The 25216-nt window shown below is 71.3% G+C and carries 25 protein-coding genes; 14 read left to right on the top strand and 11 right to left on the bottom strand.

The genetic code is table 11. The annotated features are described in order from the left end of the window. Positions 1-16: 16 nt before the first annotated feature. Entirely contained in the window at positions 17-814 is a 798-nt protein-coding gene (locus tag ACFY9E_RS30380; protein ID WP_390989316.1) for a maleylpyruvate isomerase N-terminal domain-containing protein, read from the top strand. Between the two features lie 60 nt (positions 815-874). Here the strand turns inward: ACFY9E_RS30380 and ACFY9E_RS30375 are convergent, their stop codons facing one another. The 7 genes from ACFY9E_RS30375 to ACFY9E_RS30345 form a co-directional block, all read right to left on the bottom strand. Beyond that, a complete protein-coding gene (locus ACFY9E_RS30375) occupies positions 875-1555 on the bottom strand; it encodes an LAETG motif-containing sortase-dependent surface protein (protein ID WP_390989604.1) in 681 nt (226 codons plus the stop codon). Positions 1556-1710: 155 nt separating this feature from the next. After that, positions 1711-2832, bottom strand: a complete 1122-nt coding sequence (locus ACFY9E_RS30370; protein ID WP_390989314.1) for an LOG family protein — start codon at positions 2830-2832, stop codon at positions 1711-1713. A 24-nt stretch (positions 2833-2856) separates the two neighbouring features. Beyond that, positions 2857-3264, bottom strand: a complete 408-nt coding sequence (locus ACFY9E_RS30365) for a VOC family protein (protein WP_390989312.1) — start codon at positions 3262-3264, stop codon at positions 2857-2859. Between the two features lie 117 nt (positions 3265-3381). Further along, entirely contained in the window at positions 3382-4998 is a 1617-nt protein-coding gene (locus ACFY9E_RS30360) for a hypothetical protein (protein WP_390989310.1), read from the bottom strand. After that, positions 4980-5729, bottom strand: coding sequence for an ATP-binding cassette domain-containing protein (locus ACFY9E_RS30355; protein ID WP_390989308.1), 750 nt, complete (start codon positions 5727-5729; stop codon positions 4980-4982). Before ACFY9E_RS30355 ends, ACFY9E_RS30360 begins: the two co-directional genes overlap by 19 nt. 208 nt (positions 5730-5937) lie before the next feature. Then, positions 5938-7299 (bottom strand): aspartate aminotransferase family protein, encoded by a 1362-nt coding sequence (locus tag ACFY9E_RS30350; protein ID WP_390989306.1) that lies wholly within the window; start codon positions 7297-7299, stop codon positions 5938-5940. Between the two features lie 19 nt (positions 7300-7318). Beyond that, positions 7319-7858 carry an Lrp/AsnC ligand binding domain-containing protein gene (locus ACFY9E_RS30345; RefSeq protein ID WP_390989304.1) on the bottom strand — a complete coding sequence of 180 codons (540 nt, stop codon included), beginning with the start codon at positions 7856-7858 and terminating at the stop codon, positions 7319-7321. Positions 7859-8022: 164 nt separating this feature from the next. Here ACFY9E_RS30345 and ACFY9E_RS30340 point away from each other — a divergent pair, with 164 nt between their 5' ends. The 3 genes from ACFY9E_RS30340 (at position 8023) to ACFY9E_RS30330 (ending at position 11873) form a co-directional block, all read left to right on the top strand. Then, positions 8023-9462: an aminobutyraldehyde dehydrogenase gene (locus ACFY9E_RS30340; protein WP_390989302.1), complete on the top strand. Its 1440-nt coding sequence runs from the start codon at positions 8023-8025 to the stop codon at positions 9460-9462. Between the two features lie 111 nt (positions 9463-9573). Next, complete coding sequence (locus ACFY9E_RS30335; protein WP_390989301.1) at positions 9574-10098, top strand: hypothetical protein; 525 nt, start codon at positions 9574-9576, stop codon at positions 10096-10098. A gap of 128 nt (positions 10099-10226) precedes the next feature. Next, entirely contained in the window at positions 10227-11873 is a 1647-nt protein-coding gene (locus ACFY9E_RS30330) for a sigma-70 family RNA polymerase sigma factor (RefSeq protein ID WP_390989299.1), read from the top strand. On the opposite strand, the gene ACFY9E_RS30325 is transcribed toward ACFY9E_RS30330, so the two are convergent. Together ACFY9E_RS30325 and ACFY9E_RS30320 are read right to left on the bottom strand one after the other, a co-directional pair. Then, a complete protein-coding gene (locus ACFY9E_RS30325) occupies positions 11818-12543 on the bottom strand; it encodes a glycerophosphodiester phosphodiesterase family protein (RefSeq protein WP_390989297.1) in 726 nt (241 codons plus the stop codon). The genes ACFY9E_RS30330 and ACFY9E_RS30325 overlap by 56 nt on opposite strands. Next, the gene (locus ACFY9E_RS30320; protein WP_390989295.1) at positions 12540-13601 is read right to left on the bottom strand and encodes an adenosine deaminase; all 1062 of its coding nucleotides are present in this window, start codon (positions 13599-13601) and stop codon (positions 12540-12542) included. Before ACFY9E_RS30320 ends, ACFY9E_RS30325 begins: the two co-directional genes overlap by 4 nt. Positions 13602-13832: 231 nt before the next feature. Between ACFY9E_RS30320 and ACFY9E_RS30315 the strand changes: the two genes are divergently transcribed. Continuing rightward, positions 13833-14462 carry a DUF4190 domain-containing protein gene (locus ACFY9E_RS30315; RefSeq protein ID WP_390989293.1) on the top strand — a complete coding sequence of 210 codons (630 nt, stop codon included), beginning with the start codon at positions 13833-13835 and terminating at the stop codon, positions 14460-14462. 68 nt (positions 14463-14530) lie between these two features. Further along, a complete protein-coding gene (locus ACFY9E_RS30310; protein ID WP_030852235.1) occupies positions 14531-14995 on the top strand; it encodes a DUF4190 domain-containing protein in 465 nt (154 codons plus the stop codon). A 51-nt stretch (positions 14996-15046) separates the two neighbouring features. On the opposite strand, the gene ACFY9E_RS30305 is transcribed toward ACFY9E_RS30310, so the two are convergent. Then, positions 15047-15622, bottom strand: a complete 576-nt coding sequence (locus ACFY9E_RS30305) for an NADAR domain-containing protein (RefSeq protein ID WP_390989291.1) — start codon at positions 15620-15622, stop codon at positions 15047-15049. 199 nt (positions 15623-15821) lie between these two features. Here ACFY9E_RS30305 and ACFY9E_RS30300 point away from each other — a divergent pair, with 199 nt between their 5' ends. From ACFY9E_RS30300 to ACFY9E_RS30270, 7 genes are all read left to right on the top strand, one after another. Beyond that, positions 15822-17366 (top strand): aminobutyraldehyde dehydrogenase, encoded by a 1545-nt coding sequence (locus ACFY9E_RS30300; protein WP_390989289.1) that lies wholly within the window; start codon positions 15822-15824, stop codon positions 17364-17366. A 210-nt stretch (positions 17367-17576) separates the two neighbouring features. Then, a complete protein-coding gene (locus ACFY9E_RS30295) occupies positions 17577-18824 on the top strand; it encodes an extracellular solute-binding protein (protein ID WP_390989287.1) in 1248 nt (415 codons plus the stop codon). A gap of 5 nt (positions 18825-18829) precedes the next feature. Continuing rightward, positions 18830-19975 (top strand): polyamine ABC transporter ATP-binding protein, encoded by a 1146-nt coding sequence (locus ACFY9E_RS30290; RefSeq protein WP_390989286.1) that lies wholly within the window; start codon positions 18830-18832, stop codon positions 19973-19975. Continuing rightward, positions 19975-20904: an ABC transporter permease subunit gene (locus tag ACFY9E_RS30285; protein ID WP_390989284.1), complete on the top strand. Its 930-nt coding sequence runs from the start codon at positions 19975-19977 to the stop codon at positions 20902-20904. The genes ACFY9E_RS30290 and ACFY9E_RS30285 overlap by 1 nt, the downstream gene beginning before the upstream one ends. Next, positions 20905-21705, top strand: a complete 801-nt coding sequence (locus ACFY9E_RS30280) for an ABC transporter permease subunit (RefSeq protein WP_390989282.1) — start codon at positions 20905-20907, stop codon at positions 21703-21705. An 18-nt stretch (positions 21706-21723) separates the two neighbouring features. Then, positions 21724-23142: an FAD-dependent oxidoreductase gene (locus ACFY9E_RS30275; protein ID WP_390989280.1), complete on the top strand. Its 1419-nt coding sequence runs from the start codon at positions 21724-21726 to the stop codon at positions 23140-23142. Between the two features lie 140 nt (positions 23143-23282). Then, positions 23283-23738: a hypothetical protein gene (locus ACFY9E_RS30270; RefSeq protein WP_390989278.1), complete on the top strand. Its 456-nt coding sequence runs from the start codon at positions 23283-23285 to the stop codon at positions 23736-23738. Between the two features lie 4 nt (positions 23739-23742). Here the strand turns inward: ACFY9E_RS30270 and ACFY9E_RS30265 are convergent, their stop codons facing one another. Then, complete coding sequence (locus ACFY9E_RS30265; protein ID WP_390989276.1) at positions 23743-24405, bottom strand: phosphatase PAP2 family protein; 663 nt, start codon at positions 24403-24405, stop codon at positions 23743-23745. Between the two features lie 55 nt (positions 24406-24460). On the opposite strand from ACFY9E_RS30265, the gene ACFY9E_RS30260 reads away from it, so the two are divergent. Continuing rightward, positions 24461-25207 carry an acyltransferase gene (locus ACFY9E_RS30260; RefSeq protein WP_390989275.1) on the top strand — a complete coding sequence of 249 codons (747 nt, stop codon included), beginning with the start codon at positions 24461-24463 and terminating at the stop codon, positions 25205-25207. Positions 25208-25216 lie beyond the last annotated feature (9 nt).

Raw genomic sequence — 25216 nt, 5'->3', positions numbered from 1 at the left:
GCTTAGGGTGCCGGACATGACGCTGCTCGCGCACGACCGCTATTGCGACGAGATCGCCCACCAGGTCGACCTGTTGAGGTCTGTCGTGACCTCGGGCGCCGATCTGTCCGGCACCGTGCCCACCTGCCCCGACTGGTCGCTGGAGGACCTGGTCCGGCACACGGGCGGTGCCCTGCGCTGGGTGGAGTTCATCGTGCGGACCCGGGCCCAGGAGGAGGTTGCCGAGGAGCGGGTGCCGCACCTCGCGGGACCGGCGGCCCGGGGCGACGCCGCGGTGCTGGACGCGTGGCTGGCGGAGAGCGGCGAGCAGGCCGTCGCGGCGCTGCGCGAGGCCGGGCCGGACACCGAGGTGTGGGCCTGGGCGGGAATCCGCAGCACCGGGTTCTGGGCCCGCCGGGTGACGCACGAGATCACCGTGCACCGCGCGGACGCCACGCTCGCCGCGGGGCTGCCCTACGAGGTCGCGCCCGAGGTGGCCGCCGACGCGGTCGACGAGTGGCTGCAGATCGTCCAGCACGTGCAGCGGACCGCGCCGGACGACGAGGTGAGGGACCTGCGCGGCCCGGACCGCAGCATCCATCTGCACGCCACCGACACCGGGCCCGCACTGAACGCCGAGTGGCTCGTCGAGCTCACCGAGGACGGTGTCTCCTGGCGCCGGGGCCACGAGAAGGCCACGGTCGCCCTGCGCGGACCGCTCACCTCCGTGCTGCTGGCGTTCTACCGCCGGCTCCCGCTGGACGCCGGGGAGTTGCAGGTGCTCGGCGACAGGGAGCTGCTGGAGTTCTGGCTGGAGCGGGCGACCTTCGGATGAGACGTGACGTGGCCCGCCCCCCGGGTCGGGGGACGGGCCACGTCACGGTGTGCGCGGGCGTCAGCTGTCGCTGTTCGCCCCGCGACGGCGCATGCCGAAGAACACCGCACCGCCACCGACGACGACCAGGGCCGCCGCGATGCCGGCGATGAGGCCGGTGTTGGAGTCGGCGCCGGTCTCGGCGAGGTTGGAGTCACCGGCCGGGGCGGGCACGTTGCCCGCCGGCGAGGTGCTCTGGCTCTCCGACGGCTCCGGAGCCGGGGTCTCGGTCTCCTCGGCCGGCTTCGACGGGGAGGCCGACGGGGTCGGCGTCGCCGGGGGAGTCGAAGCCGGGGGCTCCTCCTCCTTCTTGCAGGCCGTGGCCGGGGTGACGAGGTTCGGCTTGATGTCCTCGTCGACGTAGCGAGCTGCCTTGACGTGGATGCGGTACTCGGCGTTCGGCTTCCAGTCGTCGGCGAAGGTGATGGTGGTGCCCTCGCGCGAGCCCTTCACCTCCTGCTCGCCGATCTTCTTCACGTCGGCGCCGTTGTTCTCCAGGTACACGGTGACCGTCGCCGGGATGCCGGCGGGGTCCACGTCGGTGACGGTGATGACGCCCTTGTCACCGTCACACTTCGCCTCGGCGGAGAACTCGCTGATGTCGCAGGCGAGTGCGTTGCCGGCGGTGCCGAGCGCGAGCGCGGCCGAGGCGGAGACGACACCGAGGACGCGCACGGCGCGTGCGCGGCGGGATACGGACAGAACTGCCACGTTTGTCCTTCACAGGATTGCTAAAGCGGGGGGTTGAGGCAGTGTTGACTGAACATCAGCACCACCGGGAGACTCACAGGTCTATAAGCGCTGCATAAGTAGTGTCAACGCATATGCAGCCTGCAAGCACTTGCTTTGCCTTCTTATTAACCGCCGAGACGTTTCAACGCCCCCGGCGCCTCCTCGATCCGCTCCACCAGCGCGATGCGCGCCTCCATCGAACGCTCCCGGGCCAGCGACCGGAGCAGCGGCCACGCGGGCAGCTTCTCCGTCCAGTGCGCGCGGTTCACCAGCACCATCGGCGTCGGCTCGCCGCGCGACTCGTAGTAGTTGGGCGTCGCGTTGTCGAAGATCTCCTGCACGGTCCCGGCGGCGCCCGGCAGGAACACCACACCCGCGTTGGACCGGGCCAGCAGGCCGTCCTCACGGGTGGCGTTGGCGAAGTACTTGGCGATGTGGGAGGCGAAGGCGTTGGGCGGTTCGTGGCCGTAGAACCAGGTGGGGATGCCGACCGAGCGGCCGCCGCGGGGCCAGCGGGTGCGCACCTCGAAGGCGGCCGAGGCCCAGTGGGTGATCGAGGGGGTGAAGTGCGGTGCCTTCCCGAGGAGTTCCAGTGACTCGGTGAGCATCTCGTCGTCGAACGGGGCCGCGTACGCGCCGAGGTTCGCCGCCTCCATCGCGCCCGGTCCGCCGCCGGTGGCGATCGTGAAGCCGGCGCGGGCCAGCTCCCGGCCGAGCCGTGCGGCGCCGGCGTACTCCTCGGTGCCGCGCGCCATCGCGTGGCCGCCCATCACCCCTACGACCCGGGCGCCGGACAGGAGTTCGTCGAGCGCGTCCGAGACGGAGTCGTCGTGGACCGCGCGCAGCATGGAGGCGTAGATGTCGCCGTCCGCCTTCGTACGCTGGAACCAGGCGTAGGCCAGGGCGTCGGGCGTGGCCTCGTAACCGTCGGCCAGCGACGCGAAGAGTTCGTCCGGGGAGTAGACCAGCCCGCGGTACGGGTCGAACGGCAGGCCCGGGACCGGGGGGAAGACCAGGGCGCCCTCCCCGCGGATCTTCGCGGCCGCCTCCTCGCGCATCGCGCAGCCGAGGAAGACCGCGCCCGCCGTGTCCGTGCCGAGCAAGTCGCGCGTACGGTCCGTCAGGTCGACGGACTGGACGCGGTATCCGGCGAGTGAGCCGCGCGCCGAGACGGTCGCGTCGAACTCCTCGAGGGTCTCTATCTCACGGTCGTCGTGGTGGGCCGCATGGGCGGGCATCGTCTGCACTCGCCCATGCTGGCACAGCGCCGCTCAGCCCTGGACGGCCGCCGGGTCCATCCACACGACCTCGAAGGTGTGGCCGTCGACGTCGTCGAACGCGCGGCCGTACATGAAGCCGTGGTCCTGGGTCTCGCCCGAGACGGAACCGCCCGCCGCGACCGCCTTCTCGACCAGTTCGTCGACCTTCTCGCGGCTCTCGGCGCTCAGCGCGAGCAGCACCTCGCTGGTCGTCGTCGAGTCCGCGACCTCCTTCTTGGTGAACTGGAGGTACTTCTCCTTGGTGTGCACCATGACCACGATGGTGTCGCTGATCACGACCGAGGCGGTCGTGTCGTCGCTGAACTGATCGTTGATCGTGAAGCCCAGCTCGGTGAAGAACTTCTTCGAGGCACCCAGGTCGCCGGTGCACAGGTTCACGAAGATCATCTGCTGGTACATGCGAGGTCGCTCCCATCAAGTCCGGGTCGTTACACGGGGACAGACCGGGTGCCGGTCCGGAACTCATCGCCGTACGACGATTTTTTTCGTACGAGTTTTCCGCGGCTGCCGTGCGCCTCAGCGCGCCAGGGGCAGCGCCGCGAGTTCCGCGACCGTCAGGGAGAGGGGGCCGAACAGGGCGAGCAGCGCGCCCGCGCGCAGGGCGGCGGCGCTGCGCAGCACCGTGGCAGGGGCGCCGAGGCGCAGCAGCGCGGCGGTGGTGCCGGCGCGGGCCTGCCGGGCCTCGACGGCGGCCGTGAGGAGCGTCGCCACGGTGCAGCCGGCCACGAGGAGCACGCCGAGGGTGGTGAGCGGGCCGAGCGAGAGCCCGTCCGGGGCGTGCAGCAGCGCCATGGCCCACGCGGCGGACACGACCGCGCAGACGACGCCCAGGGGACGCCCGATGCGGACGGACTCCGCCATGAGGATGCGGCCGGCCAGGAGCCGCAGGGCGCCCGGGCGGGCCGACTGGAGCAGCCGTCCGCACAGGTGGGTCAGGCCCGGCCCGGCCAGAGCCAGGCCGACGGCGGCCAGCGCCCAGCCCGCCATCACGCCGGGGGAGGCACCGGAGAAGCTGAGGTCGGGCGGGGTGGGGGCGGTGCGGCTCGTGTAGGTCTCCACGGCCAGGCCCGCGGCCAGCACGGTGATGCCCCAGGGGAGACCGGAGGGGGCGGCGGTGCTGTCCGGCAGGGTCGCCTCGGGGGCCGGGCCGTCGGGGGCGTCGGGTGCGACGGCGGTCGGGCCGGTGTGCCGAGCCAGGGCCCCGGCGGGGCTGATGGCACCGGCCGCGTCCGGCGCCGCCGCGCGCGGGCTGAGCCCCTGAGCGGATTCTCCGGCCGGGCCCCTCGCCCCCGTCGGCTCCGGTGAGGCCGGGCGCGGGGTGGCCGGCGGAGTGACGTCCGCGGCCGGGTCACCGGCGCCCGGGTGCGCCGTGGGTGGCCGAGGGGGGTCCGCGACCGCGCTCACCGGCCCGCCGGAACCGTCGACCGCGGCCGGGACCGACCCGCTGGTCCGGGCCGCCGGCGGGCCGCTCTTCGTGACGGACCCGGCGGTGCGGCCGTTCGCGGGGCGGGCGAGCTGCCGGCCGAACCGGCCGTACGCCCCGAAGGTCTCGCGGGTGCTGGTGCGCCGGTAGGCACCGAAGCGGCCGTACATCCGGGTCGCCCCGGACCCGGCGGGCACCGCCTCGCGCGGCCGCAGGTCCAGCGCCACCGCCACGGACGCGCCCACGGGCACGAGCGCCAGCAGGGTCAGGGCGGCCGGCAGCGGCAGGGGCCGGTCCGCGGCGAGCCACTCGGCGGCGGCGCCGTCGAAGGGCATGCCCGTCAGGTCGCCCCGCAGGTGGAGGAAGGCGAACAGGGCCAGCATCGAGCCGAGGGTGCAGGACAGGGCGGTCGTCGTCGCCGAGACGGCCATCATGCGCACCGGCCCGAGACCGATCGCCGAGAGGCCGGGGCGGGGCTTGGTGCCGGGGTCGGTACGGGCCACCGCGACCGCGAAGTACACCGTGGCGGCCAGTGGGGCCGTGCACCAGGCCAGCCGCAGCAGGGCGGAGCCGGGGGCGCCGGGGTGGCCCAGCGCGTAGCCGAGGGCGCAGAGCAGCAGGAAACCCGTGCCCGCCGAGGCGGCCGCGACCAGGAGGCGGCGCAGCTGGACGGCGGGGTGGGCGCCGCGGGTCAGACGGAGAGCGAACACGCTGCCCGGCCTTCCGGCTCGGCGTTCTCGCTGACCGGAGGCAGGTGCACCGTCTGCACGCGCCGCCCGTCCAGCAGGGACACCGTGCGGTCGGCGAGGGCCGCGGTATCCGCGTCGTGCGTGGCCAGGACGACGGTGATGCGGTGGGAGCGGGCCGCCGTGGTGAGGGTGCGCAGCACATGGGCGCGGTCGGCGCGGTGCAGGGGCGCCGTGGGCTCGTCGGCGAACAGGACCGAGGGCGCGGGGGCGAGGGCGCGGGCGATGCAGACCCGCTGGCGCTCGGCCTGCACCAGTTGGTGCGGGCGTTTGCGGGCGCTGTCGCCGATGTCCAGGCGCTCCAGCCACTCCAGGGCCGCGATCTTGGCGCGGCGCCGGCTGGTGCCGCGCAGCATCAGCGGCAGGGCGGTGTTCTCCCAGACGTTGAGCTCCGGGACCAGGGAGGGGGCCGGGTCGATCCAGCCGAAGCGGTCGCGGCGCAGCCGCTCGCGGGTGAGGGGGCCCATGGTGTGCACGGGCACGCTGTTGAACCAGACCTCACCGCGCCGGACGGGCACCAGACCGGACAGGCACCGCAGCAGGGTCGTCTTGCCGCTGCCGCGCGGGCCGCCGATGGCGAGGATCTCGCCCTCCCGCACGCCGAGCGAGACGCCGCTGAGCGCGGGCGAGCCGTCGTCGTGCTGGAAGTGCAGGGCGCGTGCCCAGAGCACGTCGTTGTCCGGCGGGGCCTCCATGCGCGTACACCTCGGTTCAGATCCGTAGTTCCCGTGCTCATCCCCCGTGCGGGGGAACGAAGGCAGGGCCGATCGGTCACTGGGCACGCTAGGCAGACGGCGGCGGGACGCCGGACAGCACGCGGCCCCGGGCCGCCGTTTCTCACTCGAACGGGCGGCACCGGGGCCGGTGTTGATCATCCAGAAAGACGATCTGAGCGACGAGGCGTCAGAGCTTCGTCCACGCCTCCGAGAGGGTGGCGCGCAGGATCTGCTCGATCTCGTCGAACGTCGACTGGTCGGAGATCAGCGGCGGGGCGAGCTGGACGACCGGGTCGCCGCGGTCGTCGGCGCGGCAGTACAGGCCGTTGTCGTACAGCGCCTTGGAGAGGAAGCCGTACAGGACGCGCTCGGTCTCCTCGTCGTTGAAGGACTCCTTGGTGTGCTTGTCCTTCACCAGCTCGATGCCGTAGAAGAAGCCGTTGCCGCGGACGTCGCCGACGATCGGCAGGTCGTGGAGCTTCTCCAGGGTGGCGCGGAAGTTGCCCTCGTTGTCCAGGACGTGCTGGTTGAGGTTCTCGCGCTCGAACAGGTCGAGGTTGGCCAGGCCCACGGCGGCGGAGACCGGGTGGCCGCCGAAGGTGTAGCCGTGCAGGAAGGTGTTGTCGCCCTTGTAGAACGGCTCGGCCAGGCGGTCGGAGATGATGCACGCGCCGATCGGGGAGTAGCCCGAGGTCATGCCCTTGGCGCAGGTGATCATGTCCGGCACGTAGTCGAACTTGTCGCAGGCGAAGTAGGTGCCCAGGCGGCCGAAGGCGCAGATGACCTCGTCCGAGACGAGCAGCACGTCGTACTGGTCGCAGATCTCGCGGACCCGCTGGAAGTAGCCGGGCGGGGGCGGGAAGCAGCCGCCCGCGTTCTGCACCGGCTCCAGGAAGACCGCCGCGACGGTGTCGGGGCCCTCGAAGAGGATCTGCTGCTCGATCTGGTCGGCGGCCCAGCGGCCGTAGGCCTCGGGGTCGTCGCCGTGGATCGGGGCGCGGTAGATGTTGGTGTTGGGGACCTTGTGGGCGCCCGGGACCAGCGGCTCGAAGGGGGCCTTGAGGGCCGGCAGGCCGGTGATGGACAGGGCGCCCTGCGGGGTGCCGTGGTAGGCGACCGCGCGGGAGATGACCTTGTGCTTGGTGGGCTTGCCGACCAGCTTGAAGTACTGCTTGGCGAGCTTCCAGGCGGTCTCGACCGCCTCACCGCCGCCGGTGGTGAAGAAGACCTTGTTCAGGTCGCCCGGCGCGTGCCCGGCGAGACGCTCGGCCAGCTCGACGGCCTTGGGGTGGGCGTAGGACCACACCGGGAAGAACGCGAGTTCCTGCGCCTGCTTGAAGGCGGTCTCGGCGAGCTCGACCCGGCCGTGTCCGGCCTGCACCACGAAGAGGCCGGCGAGGCCGTCCAGGTAGCGCTTGCCCTTGTCGTCGTAGATGTACGTGCCCTCGCCCCGGACGATGGTGGGAACGGGGGCCTTCTCGTACGACGACATGCGCGTGAAGTGCATCCACAGGTGGTCGTACGCGGTCTGGGAGAGGTCCTTGCTCACGGCTATCGGGTCCTCACGGTTATCGGGTTCCCCACATGTAGGTCTGCTTCTTGAGCTTGAGGTAGACGAAGCTCTCGGTGGAGCGCACTCCGGGCACGGCCCGAATGCGTTTGTTGATGACGTCCAGCAGGTGGTCGTCGTCCTCGCAGACGATCTCCACCATCAGGTCGAAGGAACCCGCGGTCATCACCACGTACTCGCATTCGGACATGGCCGACAGCGCGTCGGCGACCGACTCCACGTCGCCCTCCACGTTGACGCCGACCATCGCCTGTCTGCGGAAGCCCACGGTGAGCGGGTCCGTGACGGCGACGATCTGCATCACGCCCTGATCGAGCAGCTTCTGGACGCGCTGGCGCACGGCCGCCTCCGACAGGCCCACGGCCTTGCCGATGGCGGCGTACGGCCGGCGGCCGTCCTCCTGGAGCTGCTCGATGATGGCGAGGGAGACGGCGTCCAGCTGCGGCGAGCTGCCGTTCCTGGACTCGCGGGAGGACTCGCGGTGCTCCCGCGTGCCCTTCTGGTCTGCGCTTCGACTGGCCACGAGGTCACTGTGCACGAGGTCTCGACACTTCCGCAAGCCTCGATCGATGAAATCCGTTGTCTGAGTCCCTGATACCTGCGGATTCCGCACGATCGAAGGGAGCGGGGGTGTTGAAAACGTGGGTCGGCCGACTAGGGTGGGTGTCTCAAGTACTGGACATCCGAACTGGAGGGCCGGCAGTGAGCACCGAGCTGCGTCGCTTGCGCAACTACATCGGCGGTGAGTTCCGGGACGCCGCCGACGGACGGACCACCGAGGTGGTCAATCCCGCGACGGGCGAGGCGTACGCGACCGCTCCGCTGTCCGGGCAGGCGGACGTGGACGCCGCGATGGCGGCGGCCGCCGAGGCCTTTCCCGGCTGGCGCGACACCACGCCCGCCGAGCGTCAGAAGGCCCTGCTGAAGATCGCGGACGCCTTCGAGGAGCGCGCCGAGGAGCTGATCGCGGCCGAGGTGGAGAACACGGGCAAGCCGGTCGGGCTGACCCGCTCCGAGGAGATCCCGCCGATGGTCGACCAGATCCGCTTCTTCGCGGGCGCGGCGCGGATGCTCGAGGGCCGCTCGGCCGGCGAGTACATGGAGGGCCTGACCTCCATCGTGCGCCGCGAGCCGGTCGGCGTCTGCGCGCAGGTCGCGCCGTGGAACTACCCGATGATGATGGCTGTGTGGAAGTTCGCCCCGGCGATCGCGGCGGGCAACACCGTCGTCCTGAAGCCGTCCGACACCACCCCGGCCTCGACGGTCCTCATCGCCGAGATCATCGGCTCGATCGTCCCCAAGGGCGTCTTCAACGTCATCTGCGGCGACCGCGAGACCGGCCGCCTGATGGTCGAGCACGACACCCCGGCCATGGCCTCCATCACCGGTTCCGTGCGCGCCGGCATCCAGGTCGCCGAGTCCGCCGCCAAGGACGTCAAGCGTGTCCACCTGGAGCTGGGCGGCAAGGCGCCGGTCCTGGTCTTCGAGGACACCGACATCGCCAAGGCCGTCGAGGACATCTCGGTCGCGGGCTACTTCAACGCCGGCCAGGACTGCACCGCCGCCACGCGCGTGCTCGTCCACGAGTCCATCCACGACGAGTTCGTCTCCGCGCTCGCGAAGGCCGCCTCCGAGACCAAGACCGGGCAGCCGGACGACGAGGACGTGCTGTTCGGCCCGCTCAACAACCCCAACCAGCTCAAGCAGGTCGAGGGCTTCATCGACCGGCTGCCCGCGCACGCGCGCGTGGAGGCCGGCGGCAAGCGGGTCGGCGACAAGGGTTACTTCTACGCGCCGACCGTCGTCTCGGGCCTGAAGCAGGACGACGAGATCATCCAGAACGAGGTCTTCGGCCCGGTCATCACCGTGCAGTCCTTCTCCGACGAGGAGCAGGCGGTGCGGTGGGCCAACGGCGTCGACTACGCGCTGGCCTCCTCGGTGTGGACCAAGGACCACGGCCGCGCCATGCGGATGTCCAAGAAGCTCGACTTCGGCTGTGTGTGGATCAACACGCACATCCCGCTGGTCGCCGAGATGCCGCACGGCGGCTTCAAGAAGTCCGGCTACGGCAAGGACCTGTCCGGGTACGGCTTCGAGGACTACACGCGGATCAAGCACGTGATGACGTCGCTGGACGCGTAGTCACGCGGTGACGTGCCGACGGCCCCGGGCGGACTTCCGCTTCGCCCGGGGCCGTCGTGCTGCGCGCGGCATCATTTTTGAACATGTTCAATACTGGCGTAGAGTGCCTCCATGAGCGAGAGAGCCGCCCTGGTGAAGGGCATCCGCGCCTGGCTGGTGTTCTTCGTCGTGTGCCTGGTGCTGAGCGGCGCCACGGCCTTCCCCCTGGTGCATGAGCTGCGGTGGACCGAGGACTTGTTGCGCGCGCTGTCCATGGGTGAGCACCTGCCCGGGCTGATGGACTGGATCGCACGCGTCCGGGCCGGTCTCGACCGGGCCGACGCCGAGTACCCCTTCCTCCTCTACGGCACGGACTGGCTGGCCTTCGCGCACCTGGTGATCGCGGTCGCCTTCTACGGGCCCTACCGTGATCCGGTCCGCAACATCTGGGTCGTCGAGTTCGGGATGATCGCCTGCGCGGGCATCGTCCCGCTCGCCCTGATCTGCGGACCGCTGCGTGGGATTCCCTTCTGGTGGTCGGTGATCGACGTGGCCTTCGGGGTGTTCGGGGTGATCCCGCTGTACGTCGTACGGCAGCGGATCAAGCGGCTGGAGGCGCTGACCGCGCCGGTGGCCACCCCGGTGCTCAGCGGCTGAGGAAAACTGTTATCCCGAGAACCTTCATGCCGTCTCCCCGCATGTGATCCCGCGCATAGCCAAGACCCCCGTGCCGCCTGAGAGGGTGCGTGCCAGGACGTACCGACCCCAGCCCGCGAGAGGCCCCCGTGGACAGTGAGCACCGGCGTGCCGTCATCACGGCGGCGCAGGCCGGGGACCGGCGGGCGCTGGACGAGCTGGTCGCGGGCTGGCTGCCGCTGGTCTACAACATCGTGGGCCGGGCCCTGAACGGGCACGCCGACGTCGACGACGTCGTCCAGGAGACGATGCTGCGCGCGGTCGGAAACCTCGGCTCGCTGCGCGACCCGGACAGCTTCCGGTCCTGGCTGGTGGCGATCGCCATGCGGCAGATCCGCGACCGGGCCCGGCGGCGGACCCCGGACCGGCTGGAGGAGGCGGCGGCCTCCGACTTCGCCGAACTGACCGTGCTGCGGCTTCAGCTGGAAGGGCAGCGGCGCGAGGTCGCCGCGGCGGTGCGCTGGCTCGACGAGGAGGACCGGCAGCTGCTGTCGCTGTGGTGGCTGGAGGTCGCGGGCGAACTGACCCGGCGCGAACTGGCCGACGCCGTCGGCATCACCCGGCAGCACGCCGCCGTGCGCGTGCAGCGGATGAAGGAGCGCCTGGAGACCTCGCGCGGCATCGTCCGCGCCCTGGACGGCGCCTGCCCCGGCCTGCCGGAACTCACCGGCCGCTGGCACGGGCGGCCCGACTCGGTGTGGCGCAAACGGCTGGCCCGGCACATCCGCGGCTGCGGCTACTGCGGCGACACCCGCGAGTCCGTCGTCCCGGCCGAACGCCTCCTGGTGGGCATCGCCCTCGTCCCCCTGCCCGTCGGCTTCACCCTGTCGCTCGCCCTCGGCGGCAAGACCGCCGCGGCCGCCGCCTCCGCCGGCTGGTCCGTCAAGCTGCTCGGCGCGCTCACCAAGCCGGCCGTCGCGATGACGGCGGGCGCGACGATCGTCGCGGGCGGCGCCTACGTCGTCACCCAGCCGCCGGACGCCCCGCCGCCCCGGGCCGCCGCCACCCCCACCCCCACCGCGTCGGCCGGCTCCACACCGCCGCGGTTCGCCGCACCGCCCGCACCGACCCCCAGGTCGTCGCCGTCGGCGACGAAGACGGCCGACCCGTACGGCACCGTCGTCGACGCCGTCGACCGTGCCCCCGCCCCGGACACCCGGCCCGCCGCCCTGCCGCGTCGCCCCGAGTCCGGCATCACCAGCACCGGCGGCCCGAAGGCGGTGATGCAGCACCGCGGGGACAGGGTGACCCTCACCGGCCGGGGCTACGTCCTGGTCCGCTGGCAGATCTCGCCCGCGTCCCGGCCCGGCGCGCTCGTCATGCCCTCCTGGACCGGCCTGAAAGGCAAGCTGTTCCACGTGGCGTCCGGCGGCTGGCGCCGGATGGACGACCCGCTGCCCGGCGCCCCGAACGGCTACGCCACCGGCATGGGCGGCCCCGGCATCGGCTACGCCGTTCTTCCGCCCGGCACCCAGCAGATGTGGCAGAACGAGTACTTCTACCTCGACGGGACCGTCACCCTCACCCAGAACGAACGGGGCTGCGACTACGGCCTGGCCGTCTTCCCGTCGAGCTGGGAGGCCGTGGACAAGGACGTCAACGAGGGGCCCGGCCAGGGCGCCCTCCGCTACGGCCTCGTCCGCGACACCGGCACGGACAGCGCGCCGGTGCCGCAGTACGTCACGCGTGCGACGCCGGCCGATCCGGCGACGGTGCCGCAGCGCTCGCGCGTGTAGCGCACAGCACGTCGACCCGGTTCGTCGTGATCGAGTCCACGCCCGCCCGAAGCAGCCGTCGCATGGAGCGGCGTGTGTCGGGGGTCCAGACGGACAGCAGGTGGCCGTCGCGGTGCACACGCTCGGCGAGGGGGCGGTCCACCAGCGAGAAGCGGTAGTTGAGCCAGCGCGGGCGGATCGCCTCCAGCAGGACCGGCCGGGGCGGGGCCAGCGTCGTCCAGGTGAGGGCGATCTCGGCGGCCGGGTCCGCCGCGCGCACGGCGAGCATGGCGTCGGCGCCGGCGCAGTAGTAGACGCGGTCCGCCGCACCGGCCTCCGCCACGACACCCATGATCCGGCGCACCGCCCGCACGTCGGGCGAGCCGGGCAGATCGATCATCACCCGGTGTCCGTCGGTCGCGGTCAGTGCCTCGGCCAGGGTGGGCACCCCGCCGCCGGTCAGCCCGCGCACATCCTCCGAGGACAGGGCGCCCACCGGCCGCTCGTGCTCCCAGAGCCGCTTCAGCGTCGCGTCGTGCAGCAGCACCGGCACGCCGTCCCGGGTGAGCCGTACGTCGATCTCCACCGCGTCCGCGCCCCGGCGCAGCGCGGAACGCAGCGAGGCGACGGTGTTCTCGCGGACGCGGTAGGGGTCGCCCCGGTGGGCCACGGCGACCGGGGCGGGCGTCACCGGGAGAGCCACTGCGCGGTGTACGAGTCGATCTCGTCGGTGATGCGGGCCTTGCCGGGCGCGTCAAGGAAGGACGCCTCGACGGCGTTCTTCGCCAGCTCGGCCAGGCCGTGCTCGTCGAGGTCCAGCAGCCGGGCGGCGACCGCGTACTCGTTGTCCAGGTCGGTGCCGAACATCGGCGGGTCGTCGGAGTTGACGGTGACGACGACCCCGGCCCGCACGAACTCCCGGATGGGGTGCTCGTCGAGGGTGCGCACCGCGCGGGTGGCGATGTTCGAAGTCGGGCACACCTCCAGCGGGATGCGGTGCTCGGCGAGGTGTGCGAGCAGCTTCGGGTCCTGCGCGGAGCTGGTGCCGTGGCCGATGCGCTCGGCCCGCAGATGGGTCAGCGCGTCCCACACGGTCTGCGGGCCGGTCGTCTCGCCGGCGTGCGGTACGGAGTGCAGCCCGGCGGCGATCGCCCGGTCGAAGTACGGCTTGAACTGCGGCCGTTCCACACCGACTTCCGGCCCGCCGAGGCCGAAGGAGACCAGGCCCTCGGGGCGCAGCCGGTCGTCGGTGGCCAGCCGGGTCGTCTCCTCGGCGGCCTCCAGGCCCGCCTCGCCGGGAATGTCGAAGCACCAGCGCAGCACGGTCCCGAAGTCGGCCTCGGCGGCCTTGCGGGCGTCCTCGATCGCGTCCATGAAGGCACGCTCGTCGATGCCGCGCCGGGTGGACGAGAAGGGGGTGATGGTCAGCTCGGCGTACCGCACCTGCTGCCGGGCCATGTCCCGGGCCACCTCGTACGTCAGCAGCCGGACGTCCTCCGGGGTGCGGATCAGGTCGACGACCGACAGGTACACGTCGATGAAGTGCGCGAAGTCGGTGAACGTGAAGTAGTCGGCCAGCGCCTCGGGGTCGGTCGGCACCTTCGAGTCGGGGTGCCGCGCGGCCAGTTCGGAGACGATCCGGGGGGAGGCGGAGCCCACGTGGTGCACATGCAGTTCGGACTTGGGCAGTCCGGCGATGAACGCCGTGAGGTCGCGCGGGGCGCGGGGGTCGACGAGATGCTGGGTCAAGGTTCCTCCCCGGAACGGCGCTCCGGCCGGCGCAGGGCGGGCGGGCGCGGGTGATCGGCTGATCGATGACTCGGATGCATCGTATGCGGTGGGGCGGCGCCGCTTCCCGGGGGCGCGGGACCTCGCGATCCGTGGCCGCGCCGGGGCGCTACCGGCCGCCGCACCCGCCCTGTGGCCCGCATCGAACGGCCCCGTAGCATGGCGGCACGATCGACCCAGGGGGGATGCACGATGACGGACGCGACGCAGCCAGACGGCGGCAGCCACGACCCGTGGGCGCCACCGGAGAGCAAGCCCTCGCTCGACAAGCACCCGGCGCCGCAGCCACCGTCCGTGCACGACCAGGCCACGGTCACCTCCATGCCGGGGTTCACCCCGCCCACCGGCACGCCGCAGTACGACCCGTCCGGCCCCGGCACCGGCGCCGTCCCGCCCCCGCCCGCGGCCCCCACCGGCCCGGGAGCACCCGGCGGCTACGGCTACCCCGGATATCCCCAGTCCGGCTACGGCTGGCCCGGCATGCCCATGGCCCCTCAGAACGGCATGGGTGTCGCCGCGATGGTGCTCGGCATCATCTCCTGCGCCCTGTTCTGCCTCTACGGCGTGGTCTCCCTGGTCACCGGCATCCTCGCCGTGGTCTTCGGCATCAAGGGCCGCAAGCGCGCCGAGGCCGGAGTGGCCACCAACCACGGTCAGGCCCAGGCCGGTCTGATCATGGGCATCATCGGGATCATCCTCGGCATCACCGTCATCGTCCTGATCGCCGTCGGCATCACGGCCGCGATCAACAGCGACGATCCCGACGACGACCCGTACTACGGGACCCTCGGCCCGGTGGCCACCGCTCCGTCCCACCGCTGAAACTGCGGCTCTGCGCGGCCTGGTTGGCCACTACGATGCCCTGGTCTGACAACGGAGGGGAGATCGTCATGTCCAACACCAATCCGCCCCCGGGTGGTTTCGGCCCACCGGCCCAGCCGCCGCAGCAGCCGGCCCCGGGATACGGCTATCCGCAGCAGCCCGGCCCGGGCTATGGCTACCCCCAGGGCAGCCCCGGCTACCCGGCGGCGCCGCCCGTGGGCTACCCGCAGGCGCCCGGTTACGGGATGCCCGCGCAGCCGAGCAACGGCATGGGAACCACGGGACTGGTGCTGGGCATCATCGGCGTGGTGTGCAGCGTGACGTTCATCATGTGGTTCTTCGGCGTGATCCTGGGCATTCTCGCGATCATCTTCGGCGCCATCGGCCGCGGCAGGGCCACCCGCGGTGAGGCCACCAACAAGGGCGCGGCGACCGCGGGCCTGGTCTGCGGCATCATCGCCACCGTGATCCTGCCGCTGCTGGGCTTCCTGCTGTTCGCCAGCATCATGGGCGGACTCGGCGCGGCTTCCTGAACGGAGCTCCCGGAGTTCACCAGGGGCCGGTCCCGAGGACCGGCCCCTTGCTCATGCGCCTGTCGTCCGCAGCCGCTCCCGCGCCTCCATCAGCGCGAACCCCAGCAGGTTGGGCCCCCGCCACCGCTCCGGATCGGCCGCCGCCTCGTCGTCCGCGGCCAGTCCGATGCCCCACACCCGGTCCACCGGGCTCGCCTCCACCAGCACCCGCTCGCCCGTGCCCAGCAGATATCCCTGGAGCTCCGGATGCGCGCCGAACTTGTGGACGCTGCCCTCCACGACGATCCGGAACCGCTCCCGCCGCCAGGTCGCCTCGTCGAAGCCGCGTACCAGCCGCCCGGCCTTCTTCGCCTCGGCGGGATGCGCGGCGGCCAGCACGGCACGCTCCGCCGCCGCGTCCTCGAAGAGCCGGGCCTTGGCGGCCATCATCCAGTGCTCGGCCGTCGCGTACGCCACGCCGTCGACCGTGAACGGCGCCGGCCACCACTGGCTCAGACAGCTCGCCCCGATCCGGCCGTCCGGCCGCGGCCGGTGCCCCCAGAAGTGCAGGTACTTGATCCTGGCCCCCGCGCGGACCGCCCTGATCAGGGCCTCCTGCGAGCTGACCGCCCCCGTGATCTTCTCCATGCACGCGAGTGTGGCACGCACCACTGACACAGCGTCCTGCCTTTTCGCGGCGGACTCGACACCTGGTCGACAGATTCCGTCGCGTAACCAAAAATCAACAACGGAATCACTTGTTGGAGTGGCATACCTCTGTCAGGATCGGCACTCAAATCGAGCCTGAGCCACGCCGGCCCCATCAGGGGACACGGAGGAGAGCGACATGCACAACCCGGGCATTGCCACCCCGGACCGATTTCCGGCCGAGGAACGCTTCGCAGAGGGCGCGCAGTACATCGCGGGCCGTCTGACCAGGGGCACCTCCGGCCGCACGCACGCGGTCGTCGACCCGGCGTCGGGCGAGGAGGTCCTCACCTACGAGCTGGCGGGCCCGGCCGACGTCGACCGGGCCGTCGCCGCCGCCCGCGCGGCTTTCCCCGGCTGGGCGGGAGCGACGCCCGGCGAGCGTTCCGACGCCCTGCACCGGTTCGCCGCGGTCCTCGCCGACCGGGCGGAGGACTTCGCCCGCGCCGAGTCGCTCCAGTGCGGCAAGCCGCTCAAGCTGACCCGCGAGTTCGACGTCCCCGGGACCATCGACAACACGGCCTTCTTCGCCGGTGCCGCACGGCATCTGCAGGGCCAGTCCGCCGGTGAGTACTCCGGCGACCACACCTCCTACGTCCGGCGCGAGCCCATCGGGGTCGTCGGGTCGATCGCCCCCTGGAACTACCCCCTCCAGATGGCCGCCTGGAAGATCCTCCCGGCGATCGCCGCGGGCAACACCATCGTCCTGAAGCCCGCCGAGCTCACCCCGCTGACCTCGCTGCTCTTCGCGCAGGCGGCGACGGACGCCGGGATCCCGGACGGGGTGATCAACATCGTCACCGGCACCGGCACGGAGGCCGGGGAGCACCTCGTCGGTCACCCCGACGTGGCCATGACCTCCTTCACCGGATCCACCGCCGTCGGCAAGCGCGTCGCCGAGGTCGCCACCGCCACCGTCAAGCGCCTCCACCTGGAGCTCGGCGGCAAGGCGCCCTTCGTGGTCTTCGACGACGCCGACCTGGAGGCCGCCGCCCACGGCGCGGTCGCGGGCTCCCTCATCAACACCGGGCAGGACTGCACGGCCGCCACGCGCGCGTACGTGCAGCGGCCGCTGTACGAGGCCTTCGTGCAGCGGACGGCGGCGCTGATGGAGACGGTCCGGCTCGGCGACCCCTTCGCCGCCGGCACCGACCTCGGCCCCCTGATCTCGCACGTGCAGCGGGACCGGGTCGCCGGCTTCGTGGACCGGGCGCGTGCCTACGCGCGCGTGGTGACCGGCGGCGAGGCCCCCGAGGGGGAGCTCGCCAAGGGCGCCTACTACCGGCCCACCCTGATCGCCGACGCCGCCCAGGACAGCGAGGTCGTTCAGTCGGAGATCTTCGGACCGGTCCTGGTCGTGCTGCCGTTCGACACCGACGACGAGGGCCTCGCGCTCGCCAACGACACCCCGTACGGGCTGGCCGCCTCCGCCTGGAGCCGGGACGTGTACCGCGCGAACCGGGCCACCCGGGAGATCAAGGCCGGCTGCGTCTGGATCAACGACCACATCCCGATCATCAGCGAGATGCCGCACGGCGGCTACAAGTCCTCCGGCTACGGCAAGGACATGTCCGCGTACTCGTTCGAGGAGTACACCCAGATCAAGCACGTCATGTTCGACAACACCGCGGTGGCGGCCAAGGACTGGCACCGCACCGTCTTCGGGGACCGAGGGGGTTCCTGATGGATCTCCGCGGCGTCACGACGCCCGGCACGCACGCTCGCCGCACGCCGTGAACGGGCAGGTGGCTCGGCCACATGACCGTTCCCGCCGCACGCCGATCGCCCGCACCGGACGCCGCTCCTTCTTCCACGGATATCCATCAGAAGCCCCCTAGCCGTATGCAGGCCGCCTGACCAACGGCCGTCCACCCTCCGAAAGGGCACCACGCGCATGGAGCAGTACGAGCCCGACCGCCTGTCCGCGGCCCAAGTGGCCGCCGTGCGGCGCAGTTTCAGGAACGGCAGGGCCGCCCTCACCCGGCGGTCGCTGCTGCGCGCCTCCGCGGGCGGGGCGCTCGCAGCCGGCGGACTCGGGACGCTGAGCGCCTGCGGCATCCCGGCAGCAGGTCAGTCGCAGGGCGGCGTCTCGGCGCAGGACCACTCGGCCAAGGAGAAGACGGTGAGCTTCTCCAACTGGACCGAGTACATGGACGTCGACGACAGCGGCAAGCACCACCCCACGCTGGACCAGTTCGCCGAGCGCACCGGCATCAAGGTCAAGTACACCGAGGACATCAACGACAACAACGAGTTCTTCGGCAAGATCAAGCCGCAGCTCGCCGCGGGCCAGGACACCGGCCGCGACCTGATCGTCCTCACCGACTGGCTGGCCGCCCGCCTCATCCGCCTCGGCTGGGTGCAGAAGCTCGACCCGGCCAACCTGCCGCACGCCTACGCCAACCTGTCGGCCCAGTTCCGCAGCCCCGACTGGGACCCGGGCCGCGCCTACTCGTACGTCTGGCAGGGCATCTCCACGGTCATCGCGTACAACAAGAAGGCCCTCGACGGCGTCGAGGTGAAGTCGATATCCGACCTGCTGGACAACCCCAAGCTCCAGGGCCGGGTCGGATTCCTGTCGGAGATGCGCGACAGCATCGGCATGACGCTGCTCGACATGGGCAAGGACCCGGCCGACTTCACCGCCGACGACTACGACGCGGCCATCGCCCGCCTCCAGAAGGCCGTCGACAAGGGCCAGATCCGCCGCTTCACCGGCAACGACTACACCTCGGACCTGACCAGCGGCGACTTCGCGGCCTGTGTCGCCTGGGCCGGGGACGTCGTGCAGCTCAAGGCGGACAGCCCCGACATCGACTTCCTCATCCCGGACAGCGGCTACGTGACGTCGACCGACAACCTGCTGATCCCCAACAAGGCCCGGCACAAGACCAACGCCGAGCGGCTGATCGACTTCTACTACGAGCCGAGGGCGGCCGCCGAACTCGCCGCGTACATCAACTACGTGTGCCCCGTCGACGGTGTGAAGGCCGAACTCGCGAAGATCGACGAGGACGCGGCGAACAACCCGCTGATCATTCCCGACAAGGCCATGGCCGCCAAGTCCCATGCCTTCCGCTCGCTGAGCTCGAAGGAAGAGACCGAGTTCGAAGCGAAGTTCGCGAAGCTGACGGGGGCGTGACCACCATGACGAACAAGACGGACCCCAGCGGCGACGTCCGCCTCACGGGCATAACCAAGACCTACGGCGCCTTCACCGCCGTGCACCCGCTCGACCTGACCGTGCCGCAGGGCTCCTTCTTCGCCCTGCTCGGCGCCTCCGGCTGCGGCAAGACCACCACCCTGCGCATGATCGCCGGTCTGGAGGAGCCCTCCGCCGGCACGGTGTTCCTGGGCGACCAGGACGTGACCGCGCTGCCGCCGTACAGGCGGCCGGTCAACACGGTCTTCCAGTCGTACGCCCTCTTCCCGCACCTGGACATCTTCGAGAACGTCGCCTTCGGCCTGCGCCGGCGCGGCCTGAAGTCGGTGAAGAAGCAGGTCGAGGAGATGCTCGACCTGGTCCAGCTCGGCGAGCAGGCCCGCAAGAAACCGCACCAGCTCTCCGGCGGCCAGCAGCAGCGCGTCGCCGTGGCCCGCGCCCTGATCAACCACCCCAAGGTGCTGCTCCTCGACGAACCGCTCGGCGCCCTGGACCTCAAGCTGCGCCGCCAGATGCAGCTGGAGCTCAAGCGCATCCAGACCGAGGTCGGCATCACCTTCGTGCACGTCACGCACGACCAGGAGGAGGCCATGACCATGGCCGACACGGTCGCCGTGATGAACGCCGGACGCGTCGAGCAGCTGGGCGCGCCGACCGACCTCTACGAGAACCCGCGCACCACGTTCGTCGCCAACTTCCTCGGCACCTCCAACTTCATCGAGGCCGAGGTCGACTCCAAGAGCGGTGACGAGATCGTGCTGAAGGCGGGGGGCGGCAAGCTCGTCCTGCCCGCGGCGCGCTGTTCCGCCTCCACGACGACCGGTGGCAGAGTGCTGGTCGGTGTCCGCCCGGAGAAGATCTCCCTCACCCACGCGGACGACGCCGGCGAGATTCCCGAGGGCCGCAACCGCATCACGGGCCGGATCGCCGACTCGAGCTTCATCGGCGTCTCCACGCAGTACGTCGTCGACAGCCCGGTCTGCTCCGACTTCGGGGTCTACGCCCAGAACATCGACCGCGACCCCCGCCTGGTGCCCGGCGCCGAGGTGGTCCTGCACTGGAACCCGGCCCACACCTTCGGTCTGGACGCCGCCCAGGACGCCGACGCCGGAGTGGAAGAGGCGGCCTGATGAGCACACTCACCGAGGCGCCACCGCCACTCGTGCCCCAAGCACCCGAACCGAAGCCCCGAAAGCGCAGGGGCCGCTGGACGCCGTACTGGCTGCTGCTGCCCGGCATCCTCTGGCTGGTCGTCTTCTTCGCGCTGCCGATGATCTACCAGGCCTCCACGTCCGTGCAGACGGGCTCCCTGGAGCAGGGCTACAAGGTCACCTGGCACTTCGCCACCTACTGGGACGCGCTGACCGCGTACTGGCCGCAGTTCGTCCGCTCGGTGCTCTACGCGGGCACGGCGACGATCCTGTGCCTGCTGCTCGGCTACCCGCTGGCGTATCTGATCGCCTTCCGCGCGGGCCGCTGGAAGAACCTGATCATGATCCTGGTGATCGCGCCCTTCTTCACCAGCTTCCTGATCCGCACCCTGGCCTGGAAGACGATCCTCGCCGACGGCGGCCCGGTCGTCGGCGCGCTCAACACCCTGCACGTCCTGGACGTCACCAACTGGCTCGGCATGACCGCGGGCGACCGCGTCCTGGCCACGCCGCTCGCGGTGGTCTGCGGCCTGACGTACAACTTCCTGCCGTTCATGATCCTGCCGCTCTACACCTCGCTGGAGCGCATCGACGGCCGGCTCCACGAGGCGGCGGGGGACCTGTACGCCCGCCCCGCGACGACCTTTCGCAAGGTGACCTTCCCGCTGTCGATGCCGGGTGTCGTCTCCGGCACGCTGCTGACCTTCATCCCGGCGGCCGGTGACTACGTGAACGCCGATCTCCTCGGCTCCACCGACACCCGCATGGTCGGCAACGTCATCCAGACGCAGTTCCTGAGAGTGCTCGACTATCCGACGGCCGCGGCGCTCTCCTTCATCCTCATGGCGGCCATTCTGCTCATGGTCACCCTCTACATCCGCAGGTCCGGGACGGAGGATCTGGTCTAAATGCCCTTCGTCAACTGGCTCAAGAGAAATCTCGTCGTCCTGGCGGGACTGCTGACCCTCGGCTATCTGCTCCTGCCGAACGTCGTCGTGACGGTGTTCTCCTTCAACAAACCGAAGGGGCGCTTCAATTACGCGTGGCAGCAGTTCTCGCTGGATGCCTGGAAGGACCCGTGCGGGGTCTCCGGACTGTGCGACTCGCTGTCCCTCAGCCTCCAGATCGCGTTCTGGGCGACGCTCGGCGCCACGCTCCTCGGCACCCTGATCGCCTTCGCCCTGGTCCGCTACCGGTTCCGTGCCCGGGGCGCCGTGAACTCGCTGATCTTCCTGCCGATGGCGATGCCCGAAGTCGTCATGGCCGCCTCGCTGCTCACCCTGTTCCTCAACATGGGCGCCCAGCTCGGCTTCTGGACGATCCTCATCGCCCACATCATGTTCTGTCTGAGTTTCGTGGTCACGGCCGTCAAGGCACGCGTGATGTCGATGGACCCGAAACTGGAGGAGGCGGCACGGGATTTGTACGCGGGCCCGTTCCAGACCTTCGTCCGGGTCACGCTGCCCATCGCGGCGCCCGGAATCGCGGCGGGCGCCCTGCTCGCCTTCGCGCTCTCCTTCGACGACTTCATCATCACGAATTTCAACGCCGGCTCGACCGTCACGTTCCCCATGTTCGTCTGGGGCTCGGCGCAGCGCGGAACGCCCGTTCAGATCAATGTCATCGGCACCACCATGTTCGTGGTCGCCGTGCTGTTCGTCCTGGCTTCCATGATCGCCGGGAACCGCCGCAACAGGCACAAGGCATAACCGTAGGGAGTTGACATCATGGCCCCGAGCGCCATGAATCAGTGGACCCGTTCGCTTTCCGACGTCCAGCCGGTCCCGTACTGGCTGGACGACCCCGGCCGGCCCCGCCCCGAACCCGCCCTCACCACCTCGGAGACCTGCGACCTGCTGGTCGTCGGGGGTGGCTACAGCGGGCTGTGGACGGCGCTGATCGCCAAGGAGCGCGACCCGCGGCGGGACGTGGTGCTGGTGGAGGGCCGCGAGGTGGGCTGGGCCGCCTCCGGCCGCAACGGCGGATTCTGCGCCGCCTCCCTCACCCACGGCCTGCCCAACGGCCTCACCCGCTGGCCCGACGAGATCCACCGGCTCCAGGAACTGGGCGCCCGCAACCTCGACGCGATCGAGGCGGCGGTCGCCCGGCACTCCCTCGACTGCGACTTCGAACGCACCGGCGAGATCGACGTCGCCACCGAGCCCTACCAGGCGCGGGAACTGCGCCAGTGGCACGAGGAGACGTCCCGCCGCGGCCTGGCCGAGGGCGTCGAGTACCTGGACGCCGACGCCGTACGGGAACAGGTGAACTCGCCCACCTTCCAGGCGGGTCTCTGGGACCGCAGGGGCGTCGCCATGCTCCACCCGGCGAAGCTCGCCTGGGGCCTGAAGCGGGCGTGCGTGGAGCTGGGCGTGCGGGTCTACGAGCACACCCCCGCCCTGACCCTGAAGCCGTACGGCCCCGGCATGGCCGTACGCACCCCCTACGGCGGGATCCGCGCCCGTCAGGTCGCCCTCGGCACCAACATCTTCCCGAACCTGGTCCGCCGGGTCCGCTCGTACACCGTCCCGGTCTACGACTACGCCCTGATGACCGAGCCGCTGAACGCCGAGCAGCTCGACTCGATCGGCTGGAAGAACCGCCAGGGCCTCGGTGACAGCGCCAACCAGTTCCACTACTTCCGCCTGTCGGCCGACAACCGCGTCCTCTGGGGCGGCTACGACGCGATCTACCCCTACGGCGGCCGCGTCCGCGCCGAGTACGACGACCGCCCCGAGACCTACGCCAAGCTGGCCGGGCACTTCTTCACCTGTTTCCCGCAGTTGGAGGGCGTCCGCTTCAGCCACGCCTGGGGCGGCGCGATCGACACCTGCTCCCGCTTCTCGGCGTTCTTCGGCACCGCCCACCAGGGCAAGGTGGCCTACGCGGCCGGATACACCGGCCTCGGGGTCGGCGCCACCCGCTTCGGCGCCGAGGTGATGCTGGACCTGCTGGCGGGGGAGCGCACGGAGCGCACGGAGCTGGAAATGGTCCGCAAGAAGCCCCTGCCCTTCCCGCCGGAGCCGTTCGCCTGGACCGGCATCGCGCTCACCAAGTGGTCGCTGGCCCGCGCGGACGCCCAGGGCGGTCGCCGCAACCTGTGGCTGCGCACGATGGACCGGCTGGGGCTGGGATTCGACAGCTGAACGACCAGGCGTGATCCGGTTCACTCCAACGAGGTGCCGGAACCCGCGTAATGACCGGGGGACACCCCCTTCTCCCTCGTGATGGCCTCCGGACGCCCCGCGCGTCCGTGAGATCCGCGAGAGAGAAGGGGGTCTTTCCGATGACCGGTGCGAAGACGGCGGTCGAGTGGCTCGCATCCGTCGCACCCGATCCCGAGGCCTGCCGCTGGGAATGGGAGCGCAACCCGCTCGGAGTCGCGCTGCTGCCGGCCGGCAGCGCCTGGGACGTGCTCATCCTGCCCGGCGAACTCGGTTACGCCACGCTCGACGTGCTCACCCGCGTCCTCGACCGGCCGGGTCCCGTGCTCGTCGACTTCGGTGACGCCCGCATGGGGTTCTTCGTGCCGCCGGGCACCGCGGCCCGCTGGCTCGGCACCGGCATCCGCACCGCGGGCGCCGGCACCTGGATCGTCGTGCCGTACCCGGGCCGCTCCTCACCCGGCGGCGTGCGCTGGCTGGTCCCCCCGGACGGTTCGGGCATGCTGACGGACCCGGCCCTGCTGGAACTGGCGATGCACGAGGCGGCGGCGGGCCTGGCGACGGGAAGCGACGGTTAGGGTCCTACCGCCGCGGCTGATCCGCCGCCGTCGTCCGCCGGAGGAACAGCCACAGCGACGCGAGCAGCACCGCCCCCAGACACCAGCTCGCCACCACGTCGAGGGGCCAGTGGTAGCCGCGGCGGACCAGGCCGTAGCTCGTACCGAGGACGAGTGCGGCGCACAGGGTGATCAGCGCGCGCCGGGCGAGGTCCGTGCCGAGCCGGGGAAGCAGCAGCAGGGTCGCGGAGCCGTAGGCGACGGCGGCCGTGGCGGTGTGGCCCGAGGGGTAGTAGCCGGTGCCGGGCGGTTCGGCCGGGGTGCCCGGGCGGGCCAAGAGCGCCTTCAGCGGGACGATCAGCGCCGGGACCAGGGCCATGAGCAGGACCGCGGCGGCGACGGGCAGCCACCAGCGGCCCGCACCGGCGCGCCGGTCGCGTACGGCGACGTACCCGAGCGCGACGGCGAGGACCGGGACCGCGACCTGGACGTTGCCCAGATCGGCGAGGAGTTCGGAGCAGCGGTCCGGGTTCACGAGGAGACGGCTCAGGCGCTCGTCGAGCCGGACGAGCGGGCCGTCGGCGGCGACCTGCCAGGTGATCAGGGCGAACAGGAGGGCCGGAAGGGCGAGCAGGAGGGCGACGGGGCCCGGGAGGGTGGCGCGTTCCTGGTTCGCGGTGATCGGCATGGGGCACAGCTTGGCACGAGCGCACACGCCCACTCGCCGCCCCGCGGAGGACCACGTGAACCAGCCGTCGAACGACGCCGGCCTCTTCGGCCACTGCCCCTGGCTCTTCGCCGAGCAGGCCTCCGACGGGCAGCGCGCGGCACAGGAGGCGCGGCGGAAGCGGCTGCTCGCGGGCCCGGGGGAGGTGCGCCTGGGCGAGGGCTGCTTCGTGGCGGAGACGGCGGCCGTGCATCCGGACGTCCTGCACCTGGGCGACCGCTCCTACATCGCGGCCCACGCCTGCGTCACCGGCGAAATACGCACGGGCGCCGACTGCACGGTCAACCCCTTCACCGTGGTGCGGGGCACCGTCACCCTCGGGGACGGGATGCGCATCGGCGCCCACAGCTCGCTGCTCGGTTTCCACCACGGCTCCGCGCCCGAACTGCCGGTCCATCAGCAGCCGGTCACCAGCCGGGGGATCACGGTGGGCGACGACGTGTGGATCGGCTCGCAAGTGATCGTCGTGGACGGGGTCACCATCGGCGACCACTGCGTCATCGTGGCTCGCGATCATCTGGCTGCTCGCGGACGTTCTCGGCCTGGCCGACGTCCTGGGCTACCGCCCGCGGGGGATCCACCGCCCGGAGCCGGCACCGGCCACGGAGAAGCCGGACTGAACACGGCGCACGCGGCGCCACGCCAAGGGGCGGAAAGGGAGGTCGGCCGCCCCGGAACAGGGGGGGTGGTTCCGGGGCGGCCGTCCGGACCGGAACGTCGCGCGCCCCGGGGGGTTTGGGGCGGGCGACTGTCCGATCGGTGAGGAGATCCA

Source organism: Streptomyces sp. NPDC012466 (assembly GCF_042955215.1).
Lineage (GTDB): Bacteria > Actinomycetota > Actinomycetes > Streptomycetales > Streptomycetaceae > Streptomyces.
Note: the sequence above shows the minus strand (reverse complement) of the source record. Positions and strands in the feature narration are given on the sequence as shown.

Coding starts and splice junctions, on each gene's coding strand:
- ACFY9E_RS30275 (WP_390989280.1), top strand. CDS start 21,724: ATGGCCCCGAGCGCCATGAATCAGTGGACCCGTTCGCTTTCCGACGTC.
- ACFY9E_RS30310 (WP_030852235.1), top strand. CDS start 14,531: ATGTCCAACACCAATCCGCCCCCGGGTGGTTTCGGCCCACCGGCCCAG.
- ACFY9E_RS30285 (WP_390989284.1), top strand. CDS start 19,975: ATGAGCACACTCACCGAGGCGCCACCGCCACTCGTGCCCCAAGCACCC.
- ACFY9E_RS30265 (WP_390989276.1), bottom strand. CDS start 24,405: ATGCCGATCACCGCGAACCAGGAACGCGCCACCCTCCCGGGCCCCGTC.
- ACFY9E_RS30335 (WP_390989301.1), top strand. CDS start 9,574: ATGAGCGAGAGAGCCGCCCTGGTGAAGGGCATCCGCGCCTGGCTGGTG.
- ACFY9E_RS30380 (WP_390989316.1), top strand. CDS start 17: ATGACGCTGCTCGCGCACGACCGCTATTGCGACGAGATCGCCCACCAG.
- ACFY9E_RS30270 (WP_390989278.1), top strand. CDS start 23,283: ATGACCGGTGCGAAGACGGCGGTCGAGTGGCTCGCATCCGTCGCACCC.
- ACFY9E_RS30305 (WP_390989291.1), bottom strand. CDS start 15,622: ATGGAGAAGATCACGGGGGCGGTCAGCTCGCAGGAGGCCCTGATCAGG.
- ACFY9E_RS30365 (WP_390989312.1), bottom strand. CDS start 3,264: ATGTACCAGCAGATGATCTTCGTGAACCTGTGCACCGGCGACCTGGGT.
- ACFY9E_RS30280 (WP_390989282.1), top strand. CDS start 20,905: ATGCCCTTCGTCAACTGGCTCAAGAGAAATCTCGTCGTCCTGGCGGGA.
- ACFY9E_RS30355 (WP_390989308.1), bottom strand. CDS start 5,729: ATGGAGGCCCCGCCGGACAACGACGTGCTCTGGGCACGCGCCCTGCAC.
- ACFY9E_RS30295 (WP_390989287.1), top strand. CDS start 17,577: ATGGAGCAGTACGAGCCCGACCGCCTGTCCGCGGCCCAAGTGGCCGCC.
- ACFY9E_RS30315 (WP_390989293.1), top strand. CDS start 13,833: ATGACGGACGCGACGCAGCCAGACGGCGGCAGCCACGACCCGTGGGCG.
- ACFY9E_RS30300 (WP_390989289.1), top strand. CDS start 15,822: ATGCACAACCCGGGCATTGCCACCCCGGACCGATTTCCGGCCGAGGAA.
- ACFY9E_RS30290 (WP_390989286.1), top strand. CDS start 18,830: ATGACGAACAAGACGGACCCCAGCGGCGACGTCCGCCTCACGGGCATA.